Origin of the sequence: Streptomyces sp. NPDC088354, from assembly GCF_044753585.1 — a bacterium.
GTDB lineage: Bacteria > Actinomycetota > Actinomycetes > Streptomycetales > Streptomycetaceae > Actinacidiphila.
Genome location: NZ_JBIVNJ010000035.1, coordinates 67057 through 89986, shown reverse-complemented (window position 1 = coordinate 89986; position 22930 = coordinate 67057). Strand labels below are relative to the sequence as shown.

Below are 22930 nucleotides of genomic sequence, written 5' to 3'. Positions count from 1 at the left end.
CTGACCGAGGAGGTCACGGCCCGCAAGGGCTGACCTCCACGGGTACTGCGACGGAGCCCCGCCGTGCCACGCAGGCACCGCGGGGCTCCGCGCGTATGCCCGAGGCCGCAGCGACGTGCGGGCGATCCGGGCGACCAGCGGGTCACTCGCTCGTGCCCGCACCTCGTACCGCCGTCCCCGCACGGCGTCGTGCGGGGACTTCTTCGTCTACCGCGACGAGAGCCACATGGCCGACGCCTACGCCGGGGCCCTCGCCCCTGTCCTCGGCGGGCCACCTACCCCTGGCCCTCGGATTGAGGGCCTGGTCCTGCGCCGGCAGGTACACGAAAAGGGTCCGGTCGGGGTCACCGGGCATGGTCAGGTGACCGACGACCGGGTGGTGGAGCGGTTTGTCCCCGTGGGTGCGGTCGAAGACCTTCGGGTCGTGCCTGCAGCGGCGGAAGTCCTCTCACCACACGGCCAGTTCCCCGACCAGTTCGGCGGTGCGGGTGTCCTCTGCGACCTGCTCCCGGCGCGGGTGCAGCGAGCTGGGCGCCGCGTCCAGGAGGCCCCAGTGGGCGAGGCCGCGCTCACGCGCGGGCGGGGACTCGGAGTCGTTCGTCAGGGCACGGAAGAGGTGGTCGGTCGCCGGCGCGTCGGTGCGACGCACCAGGATGCAGCCGGCCGGTCGCTGAAAGGGTCCAGGAACCTCCGCAGCCCGGGAGATGCCCGGCCTTGGCCCCCGCGAGGTCGAACCGGTGGGCGCGTTCTGCGGCGTCGAGCTCAAGGGCGGCGGCCACGGCTTCCCGAACCCCGGCGGAAGGGCTGATCTGCCGTACCTGTTCCAGGCCTCGATGGCGTCCGCGGGGCCCCGGACCCGGAGCGCCCCCCGCCGATCCCGGCCTGTACGCAGTTGCCTGCGGGGGCTCGCCGCGCTCTTCGTACGGGACACGGCCGCGCGGCCCACCTCGCGCGCCGTCTACGGCGTGGCCCGCGTGCTGCAGCGCACGCTTCTGCCGGGCCCGGCCCCGCCCCGGCCGCCCGCGGAGCCCGGGCGGGAACCCCGCTCGGCCAGGGCGGCGAGTAGCTGGTGCGTCACCCCCGAGGGACGAGCGGGAAGCGGTCGTCGCCGGCGCAGGTCCGGGCTCGCCGACCCGGAAGCGATGCGGCCGCGGCACCGGCGCGGGAATGCCCTGAGGCCGACGTTCTCGACAAACCCACATCCTCCCCCCGGGGTGTCGCGGGGGAGCACGGACAAGGGGGGTCGCTCCGTCCTATGCAGACGATTCCCCCGCAGGTCAGGGCCGGAAAGCGGCGCCTGTCGCCCGGGTGGGGCGTGGTGTCCTGGATCGCGGGGCCGGAGCACGCATCGGTTCTCGGGACCGAGCGCTCTCCCACGCCCCTTGCCTCCCACTCCCGGCTGCGACAAGCGGCCCTGAAGAAAGTGAGCCGAGAATGGCCAGGATCCTGATGGTGCTGTCGGGCGTCGACTACTGGACGCAGACGGACGGCAGCAAGCACCCCAGCGGCTACTGGGCCGAGGAGTTCGTCGTCCCGCACCGCATCCTGACCGAGGCCGGATTCACCGTCGACATCGCCGCTCCGGTGGGCGGCAAGCCGGCCGCCGACCCCGTGAGCCTGCGGGACGACGTCGCCGGCCCCGAGGCGGCCGCCTTCGCCGCCTACATCGAGGATTCGGCCGAGGCGCTCACGAACCCCAAGGCTCTGTCCGACGTGGACACGGCCGACTACGACGCGATCTTCATGCCCGGCGGGCACGGTCCCATGGAGGACCTGGCCCACGACCCGGACCTGGGCCGCATCCTCATCGAGGCCGACGCCGCCGGGAAGATCATCGCCCCGGTGTGCCACGGCCCGGCCGCGCTCCTGTCGGCGAACCTGCCGGGCGGGGGCTGGCTCTTCGCCGGACGGACCCTGACCGTGTTCACCAACGAGGAGGAGCGGATCAACGGCACCTCCGAGCAGGCGCCGTGGCTGGTGGAGAACGTCCTCAAGGCGCGCGGGGCCACCGTCCGGTCGGCCGGGATCCCGTGGGAGGCGCACGTCGTCGTCGACGGCAACCTCTACTCCGGCCAGAACCCCGCCTCCAGCAAGCCGCTGGCCGAGCGGCTCGTCGCCGCGCTCACCGGCCGCTGAATCCACGGCACCACGCGCACCCCTGGGAACCCGGACCTGGAGGAGGCGCGAAGGCTCATCGACCGCAGCCTGGGGGAGCAGGACATCACCCCGGCCACCATCGCGCACCGGATGGGGGTCTCGGTACGGTCGTTGCACCGCGCCTTCGCCGCGGCCGACGACTCTGTCATGCGCTGCGTCCGGCGGCGCCGCACCCAGGAGGCGCACGCCGAGATGGTCAGGACCGGCGGAGCGGTGAAGATCACGGAGCTCGCCGCGAAGTGGAACTTCTCCGACTCCAGCCACTTCATCCGCCAGTTCAAGGAGCTCTACGGCACCACGCCCGCGGCCTTCGCGAGGGACCTGCGAAGGGGCTCGACGCACTAGCCGGCCGCGGGCGCGGGCCCGGCGGTCTCCCGTCCCGTCCCGCCCGTTCGGGCGGGACGGGAGACCGGCTGCCGGAGGCGGCCTATGCCGGAGCGGTGAACCAGGTCAGGATTTCCGCGGTGTGGAAACCCGCCGACGTGTAGACGGGCACGCCCATCGCGCTGGAGTAGAGGTAGGCGGTCGTGGCGCCGGCCGCGTGGCCCGCGCGGACGATCTCCGTAGTGATGGCCAGGCCGTGGCCCTGCCGGCGGTGGTCCGGGAGCACGGAGATGTTGTAGACCCCCAGCAGGTCACCGCTGACCGCGGCCATGCCCGTTCCCACGGGGACGCCGTCGACCTCCGCGAGGTAGAAGGTGAATCCTTCCCGCTCCGCCAGGGCCGGGTCGGCGAAGATCTCGAACATCTCGGGGGGTACCCCGAAGCCCTCCGCCATGATCTTGGCGTACAGGCCGAGTTCGTCGGCCCGCACGGCGCGGACGCGCAGGGGACAGGTGGCCGGCTGCGACGGTGTTCCCGCGTCGCACCGTCTGACCATCAAGGGCTGTGCGCTGACGTGGGTCAGCCCGTGGCGTGCCGCCACCGCGCTGATCCGCGGTCCCGGGACGCCGCGGACCTGGATGCTCCAGGGGAGTCCCCTCAGGCTCGCGCTGTCGGCCAGGGCCTCGACGACGCCGGGGTCCGGCTCCAGGTCGGGGCTGATCACGCCGTTCAGCCCCGCGACCGGGGCGCCGGACACGGCCAGAACCGTGTCGTCGGGCTCTCTTCTGCTGTCACCGGTCGCAACGGCCGCCAGAGTGTCGCGGACGGCGGTGTACGCGAACACGACAGGTCTGAGCGGGTCGTTCGTATGCATCAACGTGCTTCCTTCCGGTCGCCGGACGGTGCCGGCGAGCCGTTGAGATGTGCGGGGTCACAGGGACGGCCACCCGTACGACGGGCACGCCGGAGCCGCCGCCCTCCAACAAGGTGCGGCTGTACCCGGCCCCTGCTCCAACCCATCACGCCGCACCCCGCCGGGGATAGAACAGGGGCGCCAGACCGCTCTCCCCGGCTGCCAGCACCGCGGCGTCCCCCCTTACCCCCGAGGTAATCGACGCCTGCGCGGCGCCCCGGCAGGGTGGACGTACCGGCGGACGGGGTGGCGCACTCCACTCCGTCCGCCGGGCCGACCACGACGAGGAAGAGGAAGAGGAACCGACATGACGCAGGACCGGTACGAGACCGCGGTGGCCCGGTACTTCGAGGCCTGGAACGCCGCAGGCGCCGAGGAGCGGGCCAAGGCCGTGGCCGCCGCGTGGAGCGAGGACGGCGGTTACACCGACCCACTGGCCGACGTCACCGGGCACGAGGCCGTCAGCGCCCTGATCGGCGGGGTGGCGGAGCAGTTCCCGGGCCTGGTGTTCACGCTCACCGGGAGTGTGGACGGCCACCACGACATCGCGCGGTTCTCCTGGGAGCTCGGGCCGGAGGGCGCACCCGCGGGGACCGCGCCGGTGGCCGGGTCGGATGTGATCACGCTGGCCGAGGACGGCCGGATCCGCTCGGTCAGCGGCTTCCTGGACCGGATTCCGCAGGTGTGACGGACGGTGCCCCTTCCCTCAGCGCGGCGGCGGTCTCCGGGTCGGCGGGCAGGAAGGTCTCGATCGCCAGCTCGGAGACCGTCACGTCCATGGGGGTGTTGAAGGTGGCGGCCGTCGAGAGGAACGACAGCTCACGGCCCCCGTGGGCGACGCGCAGCGGCAGCGCGAAGGGGGAGTGCGGGCCGTCCGCCGCCGGCGGCTCCGGGTGGGCGGCGTCCACCGGGTAGGCCGCCAGCTCCTCGTACAGCCGGCGCAGCGGCGCGTAGCCGCTCATGGTGATCTGGCGCTCGATGCGCTCCAGCAGATGACCGCGCCACTGGCGGAAGTTGAGGATGCGAGGGGCGAGCCCGTCGGGGTGCAGGGTGATCCGCATCGCGTTCATCGGGGGTCGCAGCAGGTGCTCGGCGACGCCGTCGAGGAGCAGGGCGACCCCGCGGTTCGCGGCCACGACGTCGTACATGCCGTCCAGGACCAGCGCCGGGTTCGGGTCGTACGCGGCCAGCAGCCGGTCGAGGCTGTCGCGCAGCGGGTCCATGGCCGGGTCGCGCAGCGGGGTCTCGGGGAAGGAGGGAGCGTAACCGGCCGCCACCAGCAGGGAGTTGCGCTCCCGCACCGGTACCTCCAGGTGCTCGGCCAGCCGCAGCACCATGGCCTGGCTGGGACGCGAGCGGCCGGTCTCGATGAAACTGATGTGCCGGGCCGAACTGTCGGCCCGCAGCGCGAGTTCCAGTTGGCTGATCCGCCGCCGCTCCCGCCAGCCGCGCAGCAGGGTGCCCACCCCCGCGACGGACGGGCCGGGGCCGGCCGTGGTCGTCGTCATGAGGTGACCGTAACGCAGGTGCGCGGCGCGGGCGGCCGTGCTGTGATGCGGGGATGGAGCGGGAACCGCGGATCGACATCGGGGAGCACGAGGGACCGACGCCCTGGTCGGACCGGGCGTGGCGGCGCGACGCCCTCGCCTGGGCGGAGGAGGCCACCGCCGGGCGGGGCTTGCGACCGCGGGCGCGGGAGGAGTGGCTGGCCCGGTTGCGCCCCTGGTCGGTGGTCGTGCGCATCCCCACCACGTCGGGGGAGACGGTGTGGTTCAAGGCGAATCCGCCCGGCTCCGCCTTCGAGCCCGCGCTGACCCGCGCACTGCACGGGTGGGTGCCGGGCCGGGTGCTGGCGCCGCTGGCCGTGGACACCGGGCGCGCCTGGGCGCTGCTGCCGGACGGCGGCCCGCTGCTGGCCGGCACCGCGGACCGGCCGGGGGGCAGCCCCTACTACTGGGAGGCCCCGCTGCGCGCGTACGCCGCGTTGCAGCGCGCCACCGCGCACCGCGCGCACGAGATGGCCGCGCTCGGTGTGCCCGACCTGCGGCCCGCGCGGCTGCCGGAGCTGCTGGACGAGATGATCCACCGCACGGACGCACCCGCCGAGGTCCGGGCCGTCCGCCCGCGTTTCGTGGACTGGTGCGAGGAACTGGACGGTTCCGGCATCGGTGCGGCGCTCGACCACGCCGATCTGCACGAGGACCAGGTCTTCCACCGCGGCGACGCCTATGTCTTCTTCGACTGGGGCGACGCGGCCCTCGCCCATCCCTTCACCAGCCTGCTCGTGACCGCCCGGATGGCGCACCGGCGGTACGGCGCGGACGGCCCGGAGGTGGTGGCGCGGCTGCGCGACCGCTACCTGGAGTCCTGGGGCGGCGAGGGCCACGACCTGCCCGCGCTGCGCCGGCTGGCGAGCCTGGCCTGCCGGGTCGGCGCGGTCGGCCGGGCGCACACCTGGGGCCGGGTCTTCCCGGCCGCGGGCCACGGCGGCGGCGGCACCGTGCCGGTCGAGCGCATGGCCCTCTGGCTGAACGAACTCCTCAACGAGCCGCCGCTGTAGGGGAGTCCGGTGCGTCCCGGTCCTTGGCGAGGGCGATCAGCCGGTAGGCCGGATCGGGGCGCGGCTTGTCCTGGTCCGGTAGCGCCACCAGGCGCCCGGCCAGCGCGTCGGCATCCTCCTCGCCCAGCACGAGCGCGGAGGCGAACCGGCCCGCGGCGATCCGTGCGGCCAGGTCGCGCGGGGCCCGGCCCTGTCCGTGGCCGGTGAAGCGGGCCTCCCCGGCCGGGCGCAGCCCGTGGGCGGCGGCGTGCCGCAGCACCGGCTCCTCGGCGTCGTAGGGCTCCCGTCGCCTGAAGGGCCCGAGCAGCGCGTCGATGTCGCTGCCCACGTCGTGCCCGGCGTCCTTGTCGACGGTGGTGACCAGTACCCCGCCGGGCCGCAGCACCCGCGCGCACTCCGCGATCACCTGCGGCGCGAACGGCAGCAGGTGCAGCACCCACACCAGGGACACCGCGTCCAGCGAACCCGCCGCGAACGGCAGCCGGCGCAGGTCGGCGACCACGACGCCGGGTCCGACGCGGGTCCTGGCCATGTGTGCCATGGCGGCCGCGCGATCCGCTCCCAGCACACGCAGCCCGGGCCGTGCGTACCGCTGTGTCACCAGGCCCGTTCCGCACCCCGCGTCCAGCAGCGTGCGGGCCTCCCGCGGCACCAGTCCGAGCACCGACGCGGCGGCGGCCCGGGCCCGCGGTGTCCCGCCCCGGGTGGCGTCGTACCGGGCGGCCTCCGTCTCGTAGTCCAGCACGACCGCAGAGTAGACCCGCGCGGTCCCCGGCGGGAGGGCCCCGGCACGACGGAGGGCGGCGGCACGGGTCTTGGTGCCGCCGCCCTCCCGCCGTGCACTGCGAGGAATGTCAGTTGAAGGCCGACGGGTCGGGGCCGAGGCGGCCGCCGTTGTCGAGGGCGTCGATCGCCGCCAGGTCCTCGGCGTCCAGCTCGAAGCCGAAGACGTCGAAGTTCTCCCTGATCCGGGAGGGGGTCACGGACTTGGGGATGACCACGTTGCCGAGCTGGAGGTGCCAGCGCAGCACGATCTGCGCCGCGCTCTTGCCGTGCTTGGCGGCCACCGCGGCGAGCGCCGGCTCGTCGAGCAGGCCGCGGCCCTGGCCGAGCGGCGACCACGCCTCGGTGGCGATGCCGTGGGCCGCGCCGAAGGCGCGCAGTTCGGCCTGCGGGAGGTTCGGGTGCAGCTCGATCTGGTTGACGGCGGGCACGACGCCGCCCTCGTCGAGCAGGTGCTGCAGCTGCGCGACCGGGAAGTTCGAGACGCCGATGGCGCGGGCCCGGCCGTCGGCGTGGATCTTCTCCAGGGCCCGCCAGGTCTCCAGGTACAGACCGCGGGCCGGGGTCGGCCAGTGGATCAGGTAGAGGTCGACGTAGTCGAGGCCGAGCTTGGCCAGGGAGGCGTCGAAGGCGCGCAGCGCGTTCTCGTGGCCCTGGTCGGTGTTCCACAGCTTGGTGGTGACGAACAGGTCCTCGCGGGCGATGCCGGAGGCGGCGATGGCGCGGCCGGTGCCCTGCTCGTTCCGGTACAGCGCGGCGGTGTCGATGCTGCGGTAGCCGGCTTCCAGGGCGGTGCCGACGGCGTCCGCCGCCTCGTCGTCCGGCACCTGCCAGACGCCGAAGCCGAGCTGCGGCATCGTGACGCCGTTGTTGAGGGTGATGTCAGGGACCGTGCTCACAGGCGGCTGATCCTTCGGGTCGTCGATCGTCATCGGGGCAACGCACGGGACAACGATCAAGGCCCCCACGCGCATTCCCGGGCCGGCCCGGGCCGGCCCGGGAATCCCGCGGCCCCGGGCTCAGTGCCGGTACAGCGCCTCGATCTCCCGTGTGTACGCCTTCTCTATGGCCTTCCGCTTCAGCTTCAGCGACGGGGTGAGCAGCCCCTCCGCCTCGGAGAACTGGCCGGCCAGGATGCGGAAGGTGCGGATCGACTCCGCCTGCGAGACCAGGGTGTTCGCGGCCACCACGGCCCGGCGGATCTCGGTCTCCAGGTCGGCGTCGTGGATCAGCCTGGCGATCGGCAGCTGCGGTTTGCCCCGCATCGTCAGCCAGTGCCCGATGCCCTCCGGGTCGAGGGTGAGGAGCGCGGCGATGAACGGCCGGTCGTTGCCGACCACGACGCACTGCGACACCAGCGGGTGGGAACGCACCCGGTCCTCCAGCACCACCGGGGAGACGGACTTGCCGCCGCTGGTGACCAGGATCTCCTTCTTCCGGCCGGTGATGGTCAGGTAGCCGTCCTCGTCGAGCGCGCCGAGGTCACCGGTGGCCAGCCAGCCGTCGTGCAGGACCTCCGCCGTGGCCTTGGGGTTGTTGAGGTACTCGGTGAAGACCTGTCCGCCGCGCACCCACACCTCGCCGTCGTCGGCGATGTGCACGCCGGTGCCGGGCACGGGCAGGCCGACCGTGCCGAAACGTGTCTGCTCGGGGGGATTGGCCACGGCGGCGGCCGTGGTCTCGGTCAGTCCGTACCCCTCGAAGATCCGTACGCCCGCGCCGTCGAAGAACAGCCCGAGTCTGCGGTCCATCGCCGAACCGCCCGAGAAGGCGTGCCGGACCTTGCCGCCGAGGGCCGCGCGCACCTTGCCGTAGACCAGCTTCTCGTAGAGCTGGTGCTGCATCCGCAGTCCCGTGCTCGGGCCCGGGCCGGTGCCGAAGGCGCGCGCTTCCATGGCCTCCGCGTGCCGTACCGCGATCTCGACGGCCTTCTCGAAGGGGCCGAGCCTTCCGCCCGCCTCGGCCTTGCGGCGGGCGCCCTGGAAGACCTTCTCGAAGACGTACGGGACCGCGAGCACGAAGGTCGGCTTGAAGGAGGCCATCGCCGGGAGCAGTTCGGCGGCGGCCAGATTGGGCTGGTGCCCCAGCCGCACCCGGGCGCGTACCGCCGCGACCTCCACCATGCGGCCGAAGACGTGGGCGAGCGGGAGGAAGAGCAGGGTCGAGGCCTCGTCACCGGGCTTGGAATGGAAGACCGGCTCGTACTTGGCGATGACGTTGTCGGCCTCGGCCATGAAATTGGCGTGGCTGATCACACAGCCCTTGGGCCGGCCGGTGGTGCCGGAGGTGTAGATGACGGTGGCCGGGCCGTCCGGGGTGACGGCCATGCGGTGCCGGTGGACCGTGTCGTCGTCGATCTCGGCGCCGTCCCGGGCGAGCTCCGTGAGCGCCTCGGAGTCCAGCTGCCACAGCCGGGCCAGCCGGGGGAGTTCGTCGACGACCGCGCCGATGGTCATCGCGTGGTCCTCGTGCTCCACGACGCAGGCGACCGCGCCCGAGTCGTGGAGCATCCAGCGCACCTGCTCGGAGGAGGACGTCGGGTAGATCGGCACGGGCTGGGCGCCGATCGTCCACAACGCGTAGTCGAGCACGGTCCACTCGTAGCGGGTACGGGACATCAGCCCGACCCGGTCGCCGAAGCGGATGCCGTGCGCCAGCAGGCCCTTGGCCACCGCGACGACCTCGTCGCGGAAGCCGGCGGCGGTGACGTCCTCCCACTCGGCGCCCTCCGGGCCCGTCCTGCGGCTGAGCACGACACGGTCCGGCTCCTCGGCGGCGGCGGCGAACACGGAGTCCGCAAGGCCGCCGACTTGGGGTGCCGTCACCAGTGGGGGAATGGTGAACTCGCGCAAGGTCGCTCCTCGGCCGCTCGGGCGGTTGCAGAAGCTACCCGATGGCGCCGCGGCGCGGGAGGGGTGCGGTGACCGGGTGTGAGGGTCCCCGGAGGGACCCCCGCACCCCGGTGACGAGCGGATTCCCTGTTACCGCAAGGAACATGAGGCCGGAAGGTGGTGTCCGGGTGGAGGGAACCCCGTTTGGATCTGCACCAAATCCCCGCGCCGGGATCACCCTCGCTCTACAGCGCGGCCGCGGGCTCCGGAACGCTCTGCTCGGGCGCTGCCGCCTGCGGTTTCGACCGTACGAGGACGAGCACGACCGCGCCCGCGACCAGTCCCGCGATCCCCGCCGTCACGGCGGCGGCGTTCAGCCCGGAGGCGAAGGCGGCGTGCAGCGCGTGGTCGGCTGCCGGGCGCCGGCCCTCGGGAACCCGCGCCAGCAGTTCCCGCGCGCCGCCGCCCGCGAGTACCCGGGCGGCGGTGTGCGGGTCGGTGACGCCGGAGTCGCGCAGCGAGTCCTCCATCCGGCCGGTGAGCAGCGTGCCGAAGACGGCGACCGCCAGCGCGTAGCCGAGCTGGCGGAAGGTGTTGACCGCGCCGCCCGCCATGCCCGCCCGCCGGGGCGGTACGGAGGCCAGCGCCGCGCCCGCGATCGCCGGGTTGACCAGGCCCACGCCGAGCCCGGCCACCACCAGGCCCGCGGTCAGCGAGGCCCACCCGGAGTCCGCGTCCAGCACCGCCTGCGCCAGCGCTCCGGCGCCGATCAGCACCAGCCCGCCGCCGATCACCAGCCGGTGCGGCGCCCCGTGCAGGAGACGGCCGCCCAGCGCCGAGGCCACGAAGGCCGCCAGTGCCAGCGGGATCAGCACCAGGCCGCCGCGCACCGGGCTCAGCCCCAGCAGCGTCTGCAGCCACAGCGAGGTGTAGGCCAGGACGCCGAACGCCGTGCCCGCGAGCGCGAACGCGCCGACCATGACGCCGGTGAAGGAGCGGTCCCGGAACAGCGCGAGGTCCAGCATCGGGTGCGCGGAACGCCGCTCCACCAGGACGAAGACGGCCAGTGCCGCCGCCGCGCCGGCGAGGGTCGCCATCGTGCGCGCCGAGGCCCACCCGGCCTCGTCGGCGCGGATCACCGCGAAGGTGGTGAGCCCCGCGAAGGCGGTGAAGGACGCTGTGCCGGGCCAGTCGATCCGCGCGCCGCTGCGGCCCTTCGACTCGCTCACCACGCGGAGCGTCAGCGCGATGGCGACGACGCTGACGGGGAGGTTGACAAAGAAGATCCACCGCCAGTCCAGCCCCTGCGTCAGCAGGCCGCCCAGCACCGGGCCGAGCGCCGCCGCGGCGCCGCTGACCGCGCCCCACACACCGAGCGCCACCGAGCGGTCGCGCCCCTGGTAGGCCGCGCCGAGCAGCGAGATCGTGGTGGCGAACATCGCGGTCGCCCCCACCCCCTGCACGGCGCGCATGGCCACCAGCCAGCCCGCTCCCGGGGCCAGGCCGCAGGCGAGCGACGCGGCGGCGAACAGCGCGGTCCCCGCCACGTACATCCGGCGGCGTCCTATGACGTCGGCCGCCGAGCCCGCGCCCAGCAGGAGGGCGGCCAGCGCCAGCGCGTACACGTCGATCATCCATTGGAGGTCGGACAGCGAGGCGTCGAGCGCACCCGCGATGTCCGGCAGCGCGACGATCACGATCGTCACGTCGATCAGCAGCATGAAGGTGCCGAGACAGACCGCCACCAGCGGTCCCCATTTACGCATGGTCTTCCCTGTTCTCCGTCGAGAGGTCCGTCGAGAGGTCCGTCGAAGGTCCTGTTCCGTACCATCGCGAAGGGTGGCCCGGTTCTTCCAGCCACGTGCTGGGATGCGCCGGATTCCGACATCACGAGAGGTGCAGTGATGGATTCCCACATGCTCGACGAGCTGGACCAGCGGTTGCTGCACGCCCTGCAGCTCGACGGCCGCGCCCCCTTCAGCCGGATCGCGGACGTGCTGGGCGTCTCCGACCAGACCGTGGCGCGCCGCTACCGCCGCCTGTACACCGACTTCGGGATGCGCGTGCTGGGCCTTCCCGAGCAGGAGTTGCTCGGCAGGACGCGCTGGGCGCTGCGGCTGCGCAGCACGCCGGAGGCCGCCGAGTCGCTGGCCAAGGCGCTGGCCCGGCGCGAGGACACCGCGTGGATCTCGCTGATGTCCGGCGGCACCGAGGTCATGTGCATCACCCGGCCCCGCAGCCACGGCGAGCACGACGCCCTGGTGCTGGGACGGTTGCCGCGCACCCCGAGCATCGTGGAGATCGGCGCGCACAGCATCCTGCACACCTTCTACGGCGGCGCGATGGGCTGGTTCGCCAAACGGGACGCGCTCACCGAGCAGGAGGCGGCCCCCCTGCGACTGCCCCCGCCGGTCCTCCCGGAGGCCGGCACCGTCGTCCTCGACGCCACCGACGAGGCCCTTTTCACCGCCCTCGCGCGCGACGGGCGCGCGAGCTACCCCGAACTGCACCGGGCCACCGGGCTGTCGGAGTCGGCCGTCAAGCGCCGGCTGGAGCAGCTGCGCGGCTCAGGGGTGCTCTACACCGACGTGCAGCTGGACACGGCGTGGATCGGCCACGACACCCGGGCGGTGTTCTGGATCACCGCGGCCCCGGCGGAGCTCCACTCGGTCGGCACGGCGCTGGCCGCCCACCGGCAGACCGCTTTCGTCGCGGCGACCACCGGCACGTCCAACATCGTCGCCGTCGTCATCTGCCGCGACACCGCAGAGATGTACCGCTATCTGAGCGAGCGGGTCGGCGCGCTGGAGGGCGTCCGGCATGTGGAGACCGTGCCCTACCTGCGCCTGGTGAAGCAGATCACCTGATTTCTCCCAGGATGCCCCGGCCTTCAGGCCGGGGAGGAATGGGTCCTTGGGCAGGAGCCGCGAAGCGGCGGAGTAGTTTGCGCATCTGTCCTGACCTGCACTCTCTTTCGTTGTCAGTGGCGACTGTTACGTTCCGGGACATGACGGCGACAGCGACGGCCGAGGAGGGGTCCGGGCATGCCCGGTACACCTACCGGCTGCGCGTGTCGTCGACGGCGCGTGCCGGTCTGGAGGCGGAGTGGGCGCGGTGCCGGTGGGTGTGGAACGAGTGCGTGGCCGTGTCCCGCAAGATCCACGCCCTGAACCAGACCTCCGAGCAGAAGACCACCTGCGGCCCCGCGCAGCTCGACAAAATGCTGACCCAGGCCCGGCGGTCGACGGCATGGCTGCGGGACGGCAGCTCGGTGCCGCAGCAGCAGACCGTCCGGGACTTCGCGAAGTCCCGCGCCAAGGCGTCGAAGGACATCACGGCGCGGCTGCCGATGCGGCAGCGCGCAGGCATGCCCCGCAACAAGCGCAAACGCGAGGCCGCCCCATCGCTGAACTACACCACCCGGGGTTTTAGGCTCAAGGACAGGCGCCTGCACCTGGCCGGCGGCATCGCCCTGACGGTGGTCTGGTCCCGCGACCTGCCCGCCGACCCGACGTCGGTACGCGTCTACCGGGACAGCCTCGGCCACTGGTACGCCAGTTTCGTCGTCGCCGTCCAGGCGCAGCCACTGCCCGCCACCGGCGCGGTCATCGGTATCGACTGGGGCGTCCGCGAAACCGCCACCACGACCAGCGACCTCCACGACCTGCCCCACGCCCAGCACGGCAGGACCGCCGCGGCGAAACTCGCCCGCTACCAGAAGATGATGGCCCGCCGCCGCACCCCGAAGAACAAGCCCGACACCGCCGGCTACCGCAGAGCCCGCCGGGCCGCCGCAAAGGTGTCCAAGAAGATCGCCAGGCAACGCCAGGACACGGCCCGCAAGTGGGCCAAGCGCGTCGTCCGTGACCACGACGCGATCGCGGTCGAGGACTTCCGGCCGAAGTTCCTGGCGAAGTCCGGCATGGCCCGTAAGGCGGCGGACGCGGCGATCGGGGCCACGAAGGCGGCTCTGATCGAGATGGGCCGCAAGCACGGGCGGGACGTCCGCCTGGTGCATCCCGCGCACACCACCATGGACTGCGCGCAGTGCGGAGCGAGAACCAAGCACGCACTTCCTCTTTCGGAACGTACCTACACCTGCACCGCGTGCGGAGCCGTCTCGTCCAGGGACAAGAACTCCGCCCGCGTGATGCTGGTCCGGGCTGGTCTCAACCCGGCTGGTGCCGATCGTGTAAGAGCTGGCGGACCGCTGGTTCCCAGCCCACGTGAGCCAGGAATCCCCGCCCTTCAGGTTTAGGGCGGGGAGGATGTCAAGACCGAAGGGATCCGTCGAGGATCGCCGCCGCCAGCGCGTCCGCCGCCTCGCGCGCCGCGGGCCGCCGGGAGCCGTGCAGCAGCACGAAGTCCACCCCGCCGAGTTCCGGCAGGCCCGCGCGGGACGGCACCCGCACCAGGCCGGGCGGGACGAGCCCCTCGGCGTGCGCCATCACCCCGAGTCCCGCGCGGGCCGCGGCGATCAGCCCGCTCAGCGAGCCGCTCGTGCACGCGATCCGCCAGGACCGGGCGTGCTTCTCCATGACCTCCAGCGCCCGCGCCCGGGTGATCGCCGGGGCCGGGTAGAGGATCAGCGGGACCGGGCGCTGCGCGTCGAGCCGGAACCGTTCGCCGGCCACCCACACCAGCCGGTCCCGCCACACCAGTTCGCCGTGCGTGTCGCCGGCCGCGCGCTTGCCGAGGACCAGGTCCAGCCGCCCGGCGGCCAGCCGCCGGTGCAGGGTCGCCGACAGCTCGACCGTCAGCTCCAGGTCGACCTCCGGGTGCTCGCGCCGGAAGCCCTCCAGGACCTCCGGCAGCCGGGTCAGCACGAAGTCCTCCGAGGCGCCCAGGCGCAGCCGCCCGCGCAGCCGGGTGCCCGCGAACCAGCCCGCCGCCCGCTCGTTGGCCTCCAGGATCGTGCGCGCGAAGCCCAGCATGGCCTCGCCGTCCTCGGTCAGCTCCACGCTGTGCGTGTCCCGCGCGAAGAACTGCCGCCCCGCCTCCTCCTCCAGCTTCCGCACGTGCTGGCTGACGGTCGACTGGCGCAGCCCCAGCCGCCGGGCGGCCTGCGTGAAGCTCAGCGTTCCCGCGACCGTGACGAAGGTCCGCAACTGCACCGGGTCGAACATGCGCCCAGCCTAACGGCGGTCATCGCCAAACGCGATGACAGTCAGTGCGGTCAATGCCATTTACGATCGATCACGCGCCGGGCAAGCTGGGAAGGCCACGTCCGTGCACCGATGAGGAAGTCCATGCGCCGCCTGCGTTACCCGTCCTGGCTCCCTCTGGACCCCTACATCGCGGCGCTGCTCGGCACCGTGCTGCTCGCCGCCCTGCTGCCCGCCAGAGGCGCCGGCGCCCACGTGGCGGGAGGGGCGTCCACCGGGGCCGTGGCGCTGCTCTTCTTCCTGTACGGGGTGCGGCTGTCCACCCGCGAGGCGATGGACGGGCTGCGCCACTGGCGGCTCCATTCGACGGTGCTGGCCTGCACGTTCGTCCTGTTCCCCGTCCTCGGCCTGGCGGCCCGCCTCCTGGTGCCGTACCTGCTGACGCAGCAGCTGTGGACCGGTCTGCTCTTCCTGTGCCTGGTTCCCTCCACCATCCAGTCCTCGATCGCCTTCACCTCCATCGCGCGCGGCAACGTCGCCGCCGCCATCTGCGCCGGCTCCTTCTCCAGCCTCGCCGGTCTGGTGCTGACCCCGCTGCTCGCGGCGGTGCTGCTGGACGGCAGCGGTGCGGGCTTCTCGCTGGACTCGGTCCTCGGGATCGTGGTGCAGCTGCTCATGCCCTTCGTCGCCGGACAGGTGCTGCGCCGCTGGATCGGCGGCTTCGTCCTGCGGCACAAGAAGGTGCTCGGACTCGTCGACCGCGGCTCGATCCTGCTGGTCGTCTACTCCGCCTTCAGCGAGGGCGTGGTCGGCGGCATCTGGCACCTGGTGACCCCGCTGCGGCTGCTCGGGCTGCTGCTGGCCGAGGCCCTGCTGCTGGCCGCGATGCTCGCGCTGACCTCGTACGGCGCGCGGCGGCTCGGCTTCGGCCGGGCGGACCGGATCACCATCGTCTTCGCCGGCTCCAAGAAGAGCCTCGCCGCCGGACTGCCCATGGCGACCGTGCTGTTCGGCGCGCAGGCCGGGCTCGCGGTGCTCCCGCTAATGCTCTTCCACCAGATGCAGCTCATGGTCTGCGCCGTCATCGCCAAGCGCTGGGGACGCCAGGCGGAGTCCGCCGCGTCCACCGCGGCGGCCGCGCCCGCGGCCACCGTGCACGGGCGCGGCGTCCTGGTCCGCAGCTCCTCGCCGGCCCGCGGGGACGATCGGGCTCAGCCGCGCAGCGCGTTCACCACCAGGACGGCCAGGGCCATCGCGAGGAAGAGCAGGTAGGCGCCGAGGGCGCGCCCCCGGTCGCCGGCCCGCACCTGGCGGTACAGCGTCCAGCCGAAGATCGCGGCCTCCAGCGCGGCCCCGGCCGCACCGAGCACGGGTCGCCACAGACCCGCGATCACGGCCGCGGCGCCGAGCGCGTGCAGCGAGCCGAGCAGGGCCGGCACCCGGGGATGCCGGCCCTGGAGTACGCCGAGGCGGGTGAGTTCGTTCAGGCGTTCCAGACCCGGGCGGGCCCGGGCGAGCTGGGCGACGGCCGAGGGGACGACTTCGAGCAGCAGCAGGACGGTCAGGGTCACGGCAGCGGCGTACATGTCCTCGGTCCCGTGCCCTCAGCCCTGCCGGCAGATCACGAAGCCGGGGTAGGGGTGGCTGCCGGGGCGGCCGCCGATCTCGTCGATCGCCCGCCGTATCGCGTGGAGCTGACTTACCGTCATCTCCAGCGGTGGTTCGTCCGGTTGGTAGGTGGTGCGCACCGGGTAGTCCACCCCGGGCTCGCGGCTCATCTCGATGTGGCAGCCCAGCACATGGCTGACCGGCCGCTCCGCGGCGAAGGCGATGAGCCGGTCGACGGTGCGTACGAAGGCGGCCCAGTCGGCGACGTACAGCCGGCCCGGGTAGACGGTGTCCCCGGTGAGGAGGAAGCCGGTGCGGGGGTCGTAGTAGGTGACCGCGGCCTCGTGGTGGCCGGGGGTCGCCAGGCACTCCAGGACCCGGCCGCCGAGGTCGACGCGGGCCACCGCGTCCGGGTCCGTGTCGAAGCCGAAGAAGGGCCACGCGCCGTCGCGGCCGGCCGGGACGACCACGGTGTCCGGGCGGTCCGCGAACTGCCCGTCGCCCGCGACGTGGTCGCCGTGCGCGTGCGTGTGCAGCACCAGCAGCCCGTACGCCTCCCGGGGATGCCGCTCCCGCCACGCGGCGACCAGCTCGTCCACCACCCGGCGCAGCGGGAAGAACGCGGCGGACTCCGTGGCCCCGGTGTCGATCAGGACGGCCCGCTCCTCGCCGAAGAGCAGGTAGAGGAAGGGTGCTTCGTAGTGGACCGCCTTGTTCTGCCGCAGGATCACGGTGTCCTCGGCGTAGGCGAAGACCTGGATGTCGGGGTCGGTGTTGTGCTTCGCGGACGGCGATCCGTGGATCCACCGCACGTCCAGGGGCTGTGTCACGGGGGTCATCCGGCTCCTCGTTCCTCGGCGGCGGCTCGGCGACCGGCAGCGTACGCGCCCTGTCCGCGGCGGTCACGGCCGGCCGGTTCCCCGGTGGCCGACCGGGCGTCGTTTTGTGCGCCCGCCCGGTCGGGGGAGACACTGTCCCCGTGACTTCTGAGGGCTCGGCGGAATCGTTTCTCCAGCGTATCGGCGTCGTCGCCGCGCCCGAGCCCGCGCACCGTGCTTTCGTCAGTGATCCCGACGGCGACACCACCGAAGCCGTCCCAAGGAGGTGGCTTCCCGATGGCCTCGCGCCTCGTGCTCGTCCGGCACGGACAGACCGAGTGGTCCAAGAGCGGCCAGCACACCGGCCGCACCGACATCCCGCTGACCGAGGAGGGACGCGAGGCCGCGCGCCTGCTCGGCAAGCGGCTCGCCCGCGCCCCCTGGCACGACTTCCCCGGCGCCCGGGTCCGCACCAGCCCGCTGCAGCGCGCCCGCGACACCTGCGAGCTGGCCGGCTTCGGTGACCGCGCGGAGCCCTGGGACGCCTTGCGGGAGTGGGACTACGGGGAGTACGAGGGCCGCACCTCGCCGGAGATCCGCGAGGAGCGGCCGGGCTGGGTGATCTGGCGCGACGGCGTGGTCGGCGGCGAGACCTCCTGGCAGGTCGCCAACCGTGCCGACGAGGTCGTGGCCTGGGCCAAGTCGGAGGACAGTGACGCCGTGGTCTTCGCCCACGGCCACTTCCTGCGCACCCTCGCCGCCCGGTGGCTGCGCCTGGACCCGATGCGGGGCATGGTGCTGAGCCTGGCCCCGGCGTCGCTCTCCGTTCTCGGCTGGGAGTACGGGGACCCCGCGATCACCTTGTGGAACGACACCGCGCACCTGCAGTGACCCCGCTCAGCGCGCCCAAGGCGGGCTGAGCCGCGAGCCGTCGGCCAAGGACGCCTCCAGGCCGGTGCTCGTGGTCACCCACAGCGCGGCGGGCTCGTCCGCCGGATTCTCCAGTACCAGGGAGCATCCGGCGGGCGCGATGGCCACGTCACCGGGGGAGAGGTCGTGACGCTCGCCGTCCAGCGACAGCCGGGGCGTGCCGCCGAGCACCAGGAACACCTCCTCCCGGCTGATGACGTGCGCGGGACCCGCGGTGCGCGGCGGCATCTCGCCGCGCCAGGCGCAGATCTCCCGGCTGCCGGTGGCGGTCGCGGCGTACGAGGCGAAACGGACGCCGTGCAGGTCGTGCACGAGGGCGTCGGAGGCGCGGACGACGGGCATGGGGACTCCTCACAGGGCTATGGGCAAGCAACTTGCGCAAGTTGCTTGCCTATATGCTCAAGCTGCTTGCGCACTGTGTCAAGGTGATTCCCATGAACGCCGAAGAGGCCCTGGCCACGGACCTGGGCATCACCCTGCTCGCGGCCGCGGGCGCCCTCACCACCGCCATCCACGACGGCGTCGTCGCCCGCGGCTACACCGACCTGCGCCCCGCCCACGGCTTCGCCTTCGCCCGCATGGCCGCGAGCGGCGCCACCGTCACCGAGCTCGCCGGGCACCTCGGGGTGACCCGGCAGGCCGCCGGCCAGCTCGTCGACGAACTCGTCGCCAAGGGCTACGCCGAGCGCCGCCCGCACCCCGACGACGCCCGCGCCCGGCTCGTCGTCCTCACCGACCGCGGCCACGCCTGCACCCGCGCCGCCGAGGCCGCCGCCGCCGACGCCGTCCGCCCCTGGACCGCCGCCCTCGGCCGCGACCGCGTGCGCGCCCTGACCGACGACCTCCGCCGCGTCGCCCCGAACGGCCCGGTCAGGCCCACGTGGTAGGCGGACCCGGGACGGAGCGCATGCCTGGGTTGAGCGCCACGGCCTGAGGCGCAGCCGCGTGCACGGGGTCGCCGCTTCGAGCGGTGGGGGAGCGGCGGGATGGCTAGCATGCGGGGAGACGTGATCGCGCGCGAAGGAGGCGGGTCCAGCATGGCGGACGACCGTACGATTCCGGGCATCGACCCCACGGCCAAGCCGAGCGGGGAGGGCTGCGCCGACTGCGGCGCGGGCGAGGGGCCGGGCTGGTGGCTGCACCTGCGGCGCTGCGCCGAGTGCGGGCGGATCGGCTGCTGCGACTCCTCGCCGTCCCAGCACGCCACGCGGCACGCCCGTGAGGCCGGCCACCCGTTCATCACCAGCTTCGAGCCCGGTGAGGACTGGTTCTGGAACGTCGAGACCGAGGAGTACTACGACGGTCCCGCCCTGCCCCCGCCGACCTCCCGCCCGGAGAGCCAGCCGTCCCCGGGCCCGCACGGCCGGGTACCCGAGGACTGGCGGCAGCGACTGCACTGACGGCGGGCGGGTGCGGGTCGCGGCGTGCGCCGGACGCTACGCGTCCTCCTGCAGCCGCACCCGTGCCAGCTGCCGCGACTGCGCCACGAGACGGCCCGCGGAGTCCCAGACCTCGGCGTCCTCCTCCATGTAGCCGTCGGCGAAGTTGCGCGTGGAGTGCTTCAGCCGCAGCCAGCCCGGCGCGGGCCGGGCCCGGACGTGGGCGGTCAGTTCCAGGGTCGGGGCCCAGCCGCGTATGCCCAGGTCGAAGCTGACCGGCGGGAGCGCGTCGACGGCCAGCAGCAGCATCAGCGGATCCGGTTCACGTCCGTCGGGCAGTCGCAGCCAGCCCTGGATCAGCCCGCGCCCGGACGGCGCCCCGACCGCCCAGCCGACCGTGTCCGGGTCCAGCCGCAGCTCGATCCGGTCCAGCATCGGCGAGATCTTCAGGAAGTCGGGCGGTGCCATGTCGGTGCCGACGCACTGCTCCGGCGGCGGCATCGGCGGGGGCGTCGCGGAGGTCCGCACGTCACCCGCGTGGTCGTGACCGTCCAGGTCGCCGTAGGTGGCGATGGCGCGCAGCCGCTCCTGGCCTTCCTGCACGACCGACGCCGTGCCGGTGGAGACCGTACGGCCGCGGCGCAGCGTCTCGGTGCGGACGGTGACCGGGCCGGGGCGCGAGGTCGACAGATAGTACGCGCTGATCGAGAACGGGTCGCGGTGCCCCTGCTCGCCCCCGCCGAGTTCGGCCGCCAGGGCCCGTCCGGCGAGGGCGAGCAGCAGGCCGCCGTTGATGCCCATGCCGATCCGCCAGCCCTCGTGGAGCTCCGCGTCGTGGAGCGAGGGCTCGCCCGGGCGCGGGGTCAGTGCGGTTTCGCGGTCGAAGCCGTAGGTCTCCGTCATCGTCGGCATTCCTTGAGGTCGAGCGAGGTGAACAGGGCGTCCAGCGCCGCGTCGACGGACGCCGCGCCGGTCGCCAGGGCGAGGGAGCCCCACAGCCAGAGTTGGACGAGGCCGTGCAGCCCCGACCACAGTGCTCCGGTGAGCGCGCGGGGGTCGGCCGCCGGGTGCCAGCCCTCCGCCTGTGCGGCGCGTACGAGCACGAGCAGGTGGTCGTCGAAGGCCGACAGGCTCACCCGGCTGAGTTCCCTGTCCCGGGGGTCGAGCAGGTCGTGCCGGAACATCAGGGCGAACATGGCGGGCCGCCCGAGGGCGTAGCCCACGTACCCGCGCGCCCCGGCCCGCAGCCGGGTCCGCGCCGAAGCCCCTTCGGCGCAGTCCTTTACGGCGGCCTCCGCCGAGGCGTTGAGCTCCCGGAAGCCGGCCGTCGCCACGGCCGACAGCAGCGCCGCGCGGTGCGGGAAGTGCTTGAGCGGGGCGCCGTGCGACACATCGGCCCGGCGCGCGATCGCCCGCAGGGTCAGGCCCTCCACGCCCTCCTCGTCGAGTACGGCGAGGGCGGCGCCGAGCAGGCGGGCACGGGGGTCGGTCGGCATGGTGGACAGTGTCCACCGCGCGGTGGACACTGTCCACCCCCGGCTGACGGCAGGGAGCGAGGGGCCGGTCAGCCCCGGCCGGCCGCCGGCGCGGGCAGGGCGATGCGCTCCTCGCCCGCGTACACGTTCATGGAGGTGCCGCGCAGGAAGCCGACGAGGGTGAGGCCCGACTCGGCGGCGAGATCGACGGCGAGGGAGGACGGGGCGGAGACGGCGGCCAGGACGGGGATGCCGGCCATCACCGCCTTCTGGGCGAGTTCGAAGGAGGCCCGGCCGGAGACCATGAGGATCTTCCCGGCGAGGGGGAGCAGGCCCTGCTGGAGGGCGCGTCCGACGATCTTGTCCACGGCGTTGTGGCGGCCGACGTCCTCGCGGACGTCCAGCAGCTCGCCGTCGGCGGTGAAGAGCGCCGCGGCGTGCAGGCCGCCGGTCCGGTCGAAGACCTGCTGGGCGGCGCGCAGCCGGTCGGGGAGCGCGGACAGCAGGGCCGGTTCGAGCCGGAGCGGGGTGGCGTCGGCGATGGGCCAGCGCGCGGTGGTGCGGACCGCGTCGAGGCTGGCCTTGCCGCACAGGCCGCAGGAGGACGTCGTGTAGACGTTCCGCTCCAGCGTGATGTCGGGGACGGGGACGCCGGGCGCGAGCCGGACGTCGACGATGTTGTACGTGTTGGAACCGTCGACCGTCGCGCCCGCGCAGTAGACGATGTTCGCCAGTTCCTCCGCGCCGCCGAGTACGCCCTCGCTGACCAGGAATCCGGCCGCCAGGGCGAAGTCGTCGCCCGGTGTGCGCATCGTGATGGCGAGCGGCTTGCCGTTCAGCCGTATCTCCAGCGGCTCCTCGGCGACCAGGGTGTCCGCCCGGTGGTCGATGGCGCCGTCCCTGATCCGCAGTACGCGGCGCCGTTCGGTGACCCGTCCCATGTCGATCAGTCCCGGTTCTGTCCGTGCGGGCGGCCGGTTCGGCCCTTGCTACGAAGGTTGCCATGCGAACGTGCGGTGCCGCGCGGCGCGGCGTCGCCGGCACTCACGCAGATTGTCTACAGCATCCCATTGTGCGGTCAAGGCCGCGCCCACGCAGGGGGAATGAGGGGATCAGAACACGTCCACGACGCTGCCGACGGTCAGGTACAGGGCGCCGGCGAACAGCGCGAGGGTGAGCAGCCCCAGGACCGTGACGCCCGCGAGCCGGGCGTACCAGCCGGTGCCGGAGACCACCTCGGGATGGTCCGGGTCGTACGTGATCTCCACGCGCTTCGCGTCGCCCTCGACCTTGCGGCCGCTGCCCCGGTAGTCGCGGACGACCCCCTTGAGGTCGGTGTACCGGTAGACGGTCACCGACGGGCTCTCGCTGTCGGCGGCCTCTTCGCTGCGGTCGAAGGCGGCGATCACCGTGATGCCGCGGCGGCGCAGCACCAGGCCCTTGTCCAGCTCCGTGAGGAATCCGGTCAGCGCACCGAGGCCGAAGAGGGCGGGCAGGATGCCGAGCCCCCACCGGAGCGCCCCCTGGCCGTCCACGAGCAGCCAGACGAGACCCGCGAGCCAGCCGAGGGCCAGGAGCAGACCGGCGACACCCACGGCGGCGTCGCCCGGGGACGACTCCCCGGCGGGCTTCGCGTCGTCCGCGGGCCGGGCCCTGGTGGAGGTCACCTCCACCAGGGCCTCGCCGTCCTGCCGGGGCTCGTCGGCGTCGCGCGGAGGGAGTGCGGCGTTGACGGCCGCCGCGAACACCGTCACGGCACGGGAGTTGTGGTGCCTGACGGAGTACACGGTCGCGGGCCCGGCCGCCGTGGTGAGGACGATCTCCGCGGTGCTGCCCTGCGGGCCGGCCGCGCGGACCTCCTCGATCGCGGCGACCGGAACCCGGCGCCGCACATGTCCTTCGCTCAGGCGCACGTCGTCCCCGTCGAAGCGGGCGGCCACGCCGCCCCCTCGCAGGACCAACTCCGGCTGCTCGGCGGCGGATGCCTCGCTCGTCACGGACTCACCTTAGGGGCCGGCCGTGGACCGCGGAACAGCGTCGCGGCCAT

At 73.4% G+C, this 22930-nt stretch carries 25 protein-coding genes; 10 read left to right on the top strand and 15 right to left on the bottom strand.

Annotated elements, in window-relative coordinates:
* Nucleotides 1-448 precede the first annotated feature (448 nt).
* Nucleotides 449-649, bottom strand: a complete 201-nt coding sequence (locus ACIP98_RS33850) for a hypothetical protein (protein WP_319665627.1) — start codon at nucleotides 647-649, stop codon at nucleotides 449-451.
* Nucleotides 650-1434: 785 nt separating this feature from the next.
* Here ACIP98_RS33850 and ACIP98_RS33845 point away from each other — a divergent pair.
* Both ACIP98_RS33845 and ACIP98_RS33840 read left to right on the top strand, forming a co-directional pair.
* On the top strand, nucleotides 1435-2136 hold the full coding sequence (locus ACIP98_RS33845) for a type 1 glutamine amidotransferase domain-containing protein (RefSeq protein WP_319665626.1): 702 nt from the start codon (nucleotides 1435-1437) through the stop codon (nucleotides 2134-2136).
* A gap of 111 nt (nucleotides 2137-2247) precedes the next feature.
* Nucleotides 2248-2502, top strand: a complete 255-nt coding sequence (locus ACIP98_RS33840; protein WP_319665625.1) for a helix-turn-helix domain-containing protein — start codon at nucleotides 2248-2250, stop codon at nucleotides 2500-2502.
* Nucleotides 2503-2584: 82 nt separating this feature from the next.
* Here ACIP98_RS33840 and ACIP98_RS33835 read toward each other — a convergent pair whose 3' ends face one another.
* Nucleotides 2585-3355 (bottom strand): GNAT family N-acetyltransferase, encoded by a 771-nt coding sequence (locus ACIP98_RS33835; RefSeq protein WP_401979654.1) that lies wholly within the window; start codon nucleotides 3353-3355, stop codon nucleotides 2585-2587.
* 346 nt (nucleotides 3356-3701) lie between these two features.
* Here ACIP98_RS33835 and ACIP98_RS33830 point away from each other — a divergent pair, with 346 nt between their 5' ends.
* Nucleotides 3702-4082, top strand: a complete 381-nt coding sequence (locus ACIP98_RS33830) for a nuclear transport factor 2 family protein (protein ID WP_401979651.1) — start codon at nucleotides 3702-3704, stop codon at nucleotides 4080-4082.
* Here ACIP98_RS33830 and ACIP98_RS33825 read toward each other — a convergent pair.
* Entirely contained in the window at nucleotides 4048-4902 is an 855-nt protein-coding gene (locus tag ACIP98_RS33825; RefSeq protein ID WP_401979650.1) for a helix-turn-helix domain-containing protein, read from the bottom strand. The genes ACIP98_RS33830 and ACIP98_RS33825 overlap by 35 nt on opposite strands.
* 53 nt (nucleotides 4903-4955) lie before the next feature.
* Between ACIP98_RS33825 and ACIP98_RS33820 the strand changes: the two genes are divergently transcribed.
* Nucleotides 4956-5954 carry an aminoglycoside phosphotransferase family protein gene (locus tag ACIP98_RS33820; protein ID WP_401979649.1) on the top strand — a complete coding sequence of 333 codons (999 nt, stop codon included), beginning with the start codon at nucleotides 4956-4958 and terminating at the stop codon, nucleotides 5952-5954.
* On the opposite strand, the gene ACIP98_RS33815 is transcribed toward ACIP98_RS33820, so the two are convergent.
* From ACIP98_RS33815 to ACIP98_RS33800, 4 genes are all read right to left on the bottom strand, one after another.
* A complete protein-coding gene (locus tag ACIP98_RS33815; RefSeq protein ID WP_401979646.1) occupies nucleotides 5935-6699 on the bottom strand; it encodes a methyltransferase domain-containing protein in 765 nt (254 codons plus the stop codon). The two genes, ACIP98_RS33820 and ACIP98_RS33815, sit on opposite strands and share 20 nt — an antisense overlap.
* A gap of 109 nt (nucleotides 6700-6808) precedes the next feature.
* The gene (locus ACIP98_RS33810; protein ID WP_319665619.1) at nucleotides 6809-7636 is read right to left on the bottom strand and encodes an aldo/keto reductase; all 828 of its coding nucleotides are present in this window, start codon (nucleotides 7634-7636) and stop codon (nucleotides 6809-6811) included.
* A gap of 120 nt (nucleotides 7637-7756) precedes the next feature.
* Complete coding sequence (locus ACIP98_RS33805; RefSeq protein ID WP_319665618.1) at nucleotides 7757-9589, bottom strand: AMP-binding protein; 1833 nt, start codon at nucleotides 9587-9589, stop codon at nucleotides 7757-7759.
* Nucleotides 9590-9813: 224 nt separating this feature from the next.
* The gene (locus tag ACIP98_RS33800) at nucleotides 9814-11334 is read right to left on the bottom strand and encodes an MFS transporter (protein ID WP_319665617.1); all 1521 of its coding nucleotides are present in this window, start codon (nucleotides 11332-11334) and stop codon (nucleotides 9814-9816) included.
* Nucleotides 11335-11472: 138 nt separating this feature from the next.
* Between ACIP98_RS33800 and ACIP98_RS33795 the strand changes: the two genes are divergently transcribed.
* Nucleotides 11473-12435 (top strand): Lrp/AsnC family transcriptional regulator, encoded by a 963-nt coding sequence (locus ACIP98_RS33795; protein ID WP_401979641.1) that lies wholly within the window; start codon nucleotides 11473-11475, stop codon nucleotides 12433-12435.
* 140 nt (nucleotides 12436-12575) lie between these two features.
* Entirely contained in the window at nucleotides 12576-13826 is a 1251-nt protein-coding gene (locus tag ACIP98_RS33790) for an RNA-guided endonuclease InsQ/TnpB family protein (RefSeq protein ID WP_401979640.1), read from the top strand.
* Nucleotides 13827-13839: 13 nt separating this feature from the next.
* Here ACIP98_RS33790 and ACIP98_RS33785 read toward each other — a convergent pair whose 3' ends face one another.
* Nucleotides 13840-14694, bottom strand: a complete 855-nt coding sequence (locus tag ACIP98_RS33785) for a LysR substrate-binding domain-containing protein (protein ID WP_401979637.1) — start codon at nucleotides 14692-14694, stop codon at nucleotides 13840-13842.
* 123 nt (nucleotides 14695-14817) lie between these two features.
* Between ACIP98_RS33785 and ACIP98_RS33780 the strand changes: the two genes are divergently transcribed.
* Nucleotides 14818-15945 carry a bile acid:sodium symporter family protein gene (locus ACIP98_RS33780; RefSeq protein ID WP_401979635.1) on the top strand — a complete coding sequence of 376 codons (1128 nt, stop codon included), beginning with the start codon at nucleotides 14818-14820 and terminating at the stop codon, nucleotides 15943-15945.
* Here the strand turns inward: ACIP98_RS33780 and ACIP98_RS33775 are convergent.
* Nucleotides 15885-16244, bottom strand: a complete 360-nt coding sequence (locus tag ACIP98_RS33775; protein ID WP_401979632.1) for a DoxX family protein — start codon at nucleotides 16242-16244, stop codon at nucleotides 15885-15887. The two genes, ACIP98_RS33780 and ACIP98_RS33775, sit on opposite strands and share 61 nt — an antisense overlap.
* Nucleotides 16245-16277: 33 nt before the next feature.
* Nucleotides 16278-17120 (bottom strand): MBL fold metallo-hydrolase, encoded by an 843-nt coding sequence (locus ACIP98_RS33770; RefSeq protein WP_319665611.1) that lies wholly within the window; start codon nucleotides 17118-17120, stop codon nucleotides 16278-16280.
* Nucleotides 17121-17396: 276 nt separating this feature from the next.
* On the opposite strand from ACIP98_RS33770, the gene ACIP98_RS33765 reads away from it, so the two are divergent.
* A complete protein-coding gene (locus ACIP98_RS33765; RefSeq protein WP_319665610.1) occupies nucleotides 17397-17990 on the top strand; it encodes a histidine phosphatase family protein in 594 nt (197 codons plus the stop codon).
* Nucleotides 17991-17996: 6 nt separating this feature from the next.
* Here ACIP98_RS33765 and ACIP98_RS33760 read toward each other — a convergent pair whose 3' ends face one another.
* Nucleotides 17997-18371 carry a cupin domain-containing protein gene (locus ACIP98_RS33760; protein ID WP_401979630.1) on the bottom strand — a complete coding sequence of 125 codons (375 nt, stop codon included), beginning with the start codon at nucleotides 18369-18371 and terminating at the stop codon, nucleotides 17997-17999.
* Nucleotides 18372-18463: 92 nt separating this feature from the next.
* On the opposite strand from ACIP98_RS33760, the gene ACIP98_RS33755 reads away from it, so the two are divergent.
* Both ACIP98_RS33755 and ACIP98_RS33750 read left to right on the top strand, forming a co-directional pair.
* The gene (locus ACIP98_RS33755) at nucleotides 18464-18916 is read left to right on the top strand and encodes a MarR family winged helix-turn-helix transcriptional regulator (RefSeq protein ID WP_401979628.1); all 453 of its coding nucleotides are present in this window, start codon (nucleotides 18464-18466) and stop codon (nucleotides 18914-18916) included.
* Nucleotides 18917-19066: 150 nt separating this feature from the next.
* The gene (locus ACIP98_RS33750; protein ID WP_319665628.1) at nucleotides 19067-19429 is read left to right on the top strand and encodes a UBP-type zinc finger domain-containing protein; all 363 of its coding nucleotides are present in this window, start codon (nucleotides 19067-19069) and stop codon (nucleotides 19427-19429) included.
* A gap of 36 nt (nucleotides 19430-19465) precedes the next feature.
* Here ACIP98_RS33750 and ACIP98_RS33745 read toward each other — a convergent pair whose 3' ends face one another.
* The 4 genes from ACIP98_RS33745 to ACIP98_RS33730 all read right to left on the bottom strand — a co-directional run bounded on the left by ACIP98_RS33745 (nucleotide 19466) and on the right by ACIP98_RS33730 (nucleotide 22880).
* A complete protein-coding gene (locus ACIP98_RS33745) occupies nucleotides 19466-20311 on the bottom strand; it encodes a thioesterase family protein (RefSeq protein ID WP_319665607.1) in 846 nt (281 codons plus the stop codon).
* A complete protein-coding gene (locus tag ACIP98_RS33740) occupies nucleotides 20308-20904 on the bottom strand; it encodes a TetR/AcrR family transcriptional regulator (protein ID WP_319665606.1) in 597 nt (198 codons plus the stop codon). Before ACIP98_RS33740 ends, ACIP98_RS33745 begins: the two co-directional genes overlap by 4 nt.
* A 68-nt stretch (nucleotides 20905-20972) precedes the next feature.
* Nucleotides 20973-21824 carry a formate dehydrogenase accessory sulfurtransferase FdhD gene (gene fdhD, locus ACIP98_RS33735; protein ID WP_401979624.1) on the bottom strand — a complete coding sequence of 284 codons (852 nt, stop codon included), beginning with the start codon at nucleotides 21822-21824 and terminating at the stop codon, nucleotides 20973-20975.
* A 171-nt stretch (nucleotides 21825-21995) separates the two neighbouring features.
* A complete protein-coding gene (locus tag ACIP98_RS33730) occupies nucleotides 21996-22880 on the bottom strand; it encodes a hypothetical protein (RefSeq protein WP_319665604.1) in 885 nt (294 codons plus the stop codon).
* Nucleotides 22881-22930 lie beyond the last annotated feature (50 nt).

Coding starts and splice junctions, on each gene's coding strand:
- ACIP98_RS33825 (WP_401979650.1), bottom strand. CDS start 4,902: ATGACGACGACCACGGCCGGCCCCGGCCCGTCCGTCGCGGGGGTGGGC.
- ACIP98_RS33830 (WP_401979651.1), top strand. CDS start 3,702: ATGACGCAGGACCGGTACGAGACCGCGGTGGCCCGGTACTTCGAGGCC.
- fdhD (WP_401979624.1), bottom strand. CDS start 21,824: ATGGGACGGGTCACCGAACGGCGCCGCGTACTGCGGATCAGGGACGGC.
- ACIP98_RS33845 (WP_319665626.1), top strand. CDS start 1,435: ATGGCCAGGATCCTGATGGTGCTGTCGGGCGTCGACTACTGGACGCAG.
- ACIP98_RS33745 (WP_319665607.1), bottom strand. CDS start 20,311: ATGACGGAGACCTACGGCTTCGACCGCGAAACCGCACTGACCCCGCGC.
- ACIP98_RS33755 (WP_401979628.1), top strand. CDS start 18,464: ATGAACGCCGAAGAGGCCCTGGCCACGGACCTGGGCATCACCCTGCTC.
- ACIP98_RS33820 (WP_401979649.1), top strand. CDS start 4,956: ATGGAGCGGGAACCGCGGATCGACATCGGGGAGCACGAGGGACCGACG.
- ACIP98_RS33790 (WP_401979640.1), top strand. CDS start 12,576: ATGACGGCGACAGCGACGGCCGAGGAGGGGTCCGGGCATGCCCGGTAC.
- ACIP98_RS33800 (WP_319665617.1), bottom strand. CDS start 11,334: ATGCGTAAATGGGGACCGCTGGTGGCGGTCTGTCTCGGCACCTTCATG.
- ACIP98_RS33780 (WP_401979635.1), top strand. CDS start 14,818: ATGCGCCGCCTGCGTTACCCGTCCTGGCTCCCTCTGGACCCCTACATC.
- ACIP98_RS33750 (WP_319665628.1), top strand. CDS start 19,067: ATGGCGGACGACCGTACGATTCCGGGCATCGACCCCACGGCCAAGCCG.
- ACIP98_RS33785 (WP_401979637.1), bottom strand. CDS start 14,694: ATGTTCGACCCGGTGCAGTTGCGGACCTTCGTCACGGTCGCGGGAACG.
- ACIP98_RS33760 (WP_401979630.1), bottom strand. CDS start 18,371: ATGCCCGTCGTCCGCGCCTCCGACGCCCTCGTGCACGACCTGCACGGC.
- ACIP98_RS33770 (WP_319665611.1), bottom strand. CDS start 17,120: ATGACCCCCGTGACACAGCCCCTGGACGTGCGGTGGATCCACGGATCG.
- ACIP98_RS33740 (WP_319665606.1), bottom strand. CDS start 20,904: ATGCCGACCGACCCCCGTGCCCGCCTGCTCGGCGCCGCCCTCGCCGTA.
- ACIP98_RS33840 (WP_319665625.1), top strand. CDS start 2,248: ATGGGGGTCTCGGTACGGTCGTTGCACCGCGCCTTCGCCGCGGCCGAC.
- ACIP98_RS33795 (WP_401979641.1), top strand. CDS start 11,473: ATGGATTCCCACATGCTCGACGAGCTGGACCAGCGGTTGCTGCACGCC.
- ACIP98_RS33765 (WP_319665610.1), top strand. CDS start 17,397: ATGGCCTCGCGCCTCGTGCTCGTCCGGCACGGACAGACCGAGTGGTCC.
- ACIP98_RS33835 (WP_401979654.1), bottom strand. CDS start 3,355: ATGCATACGAACGACCCGCTCAGACCTGTCGTGTTCGCGTACACCGCC.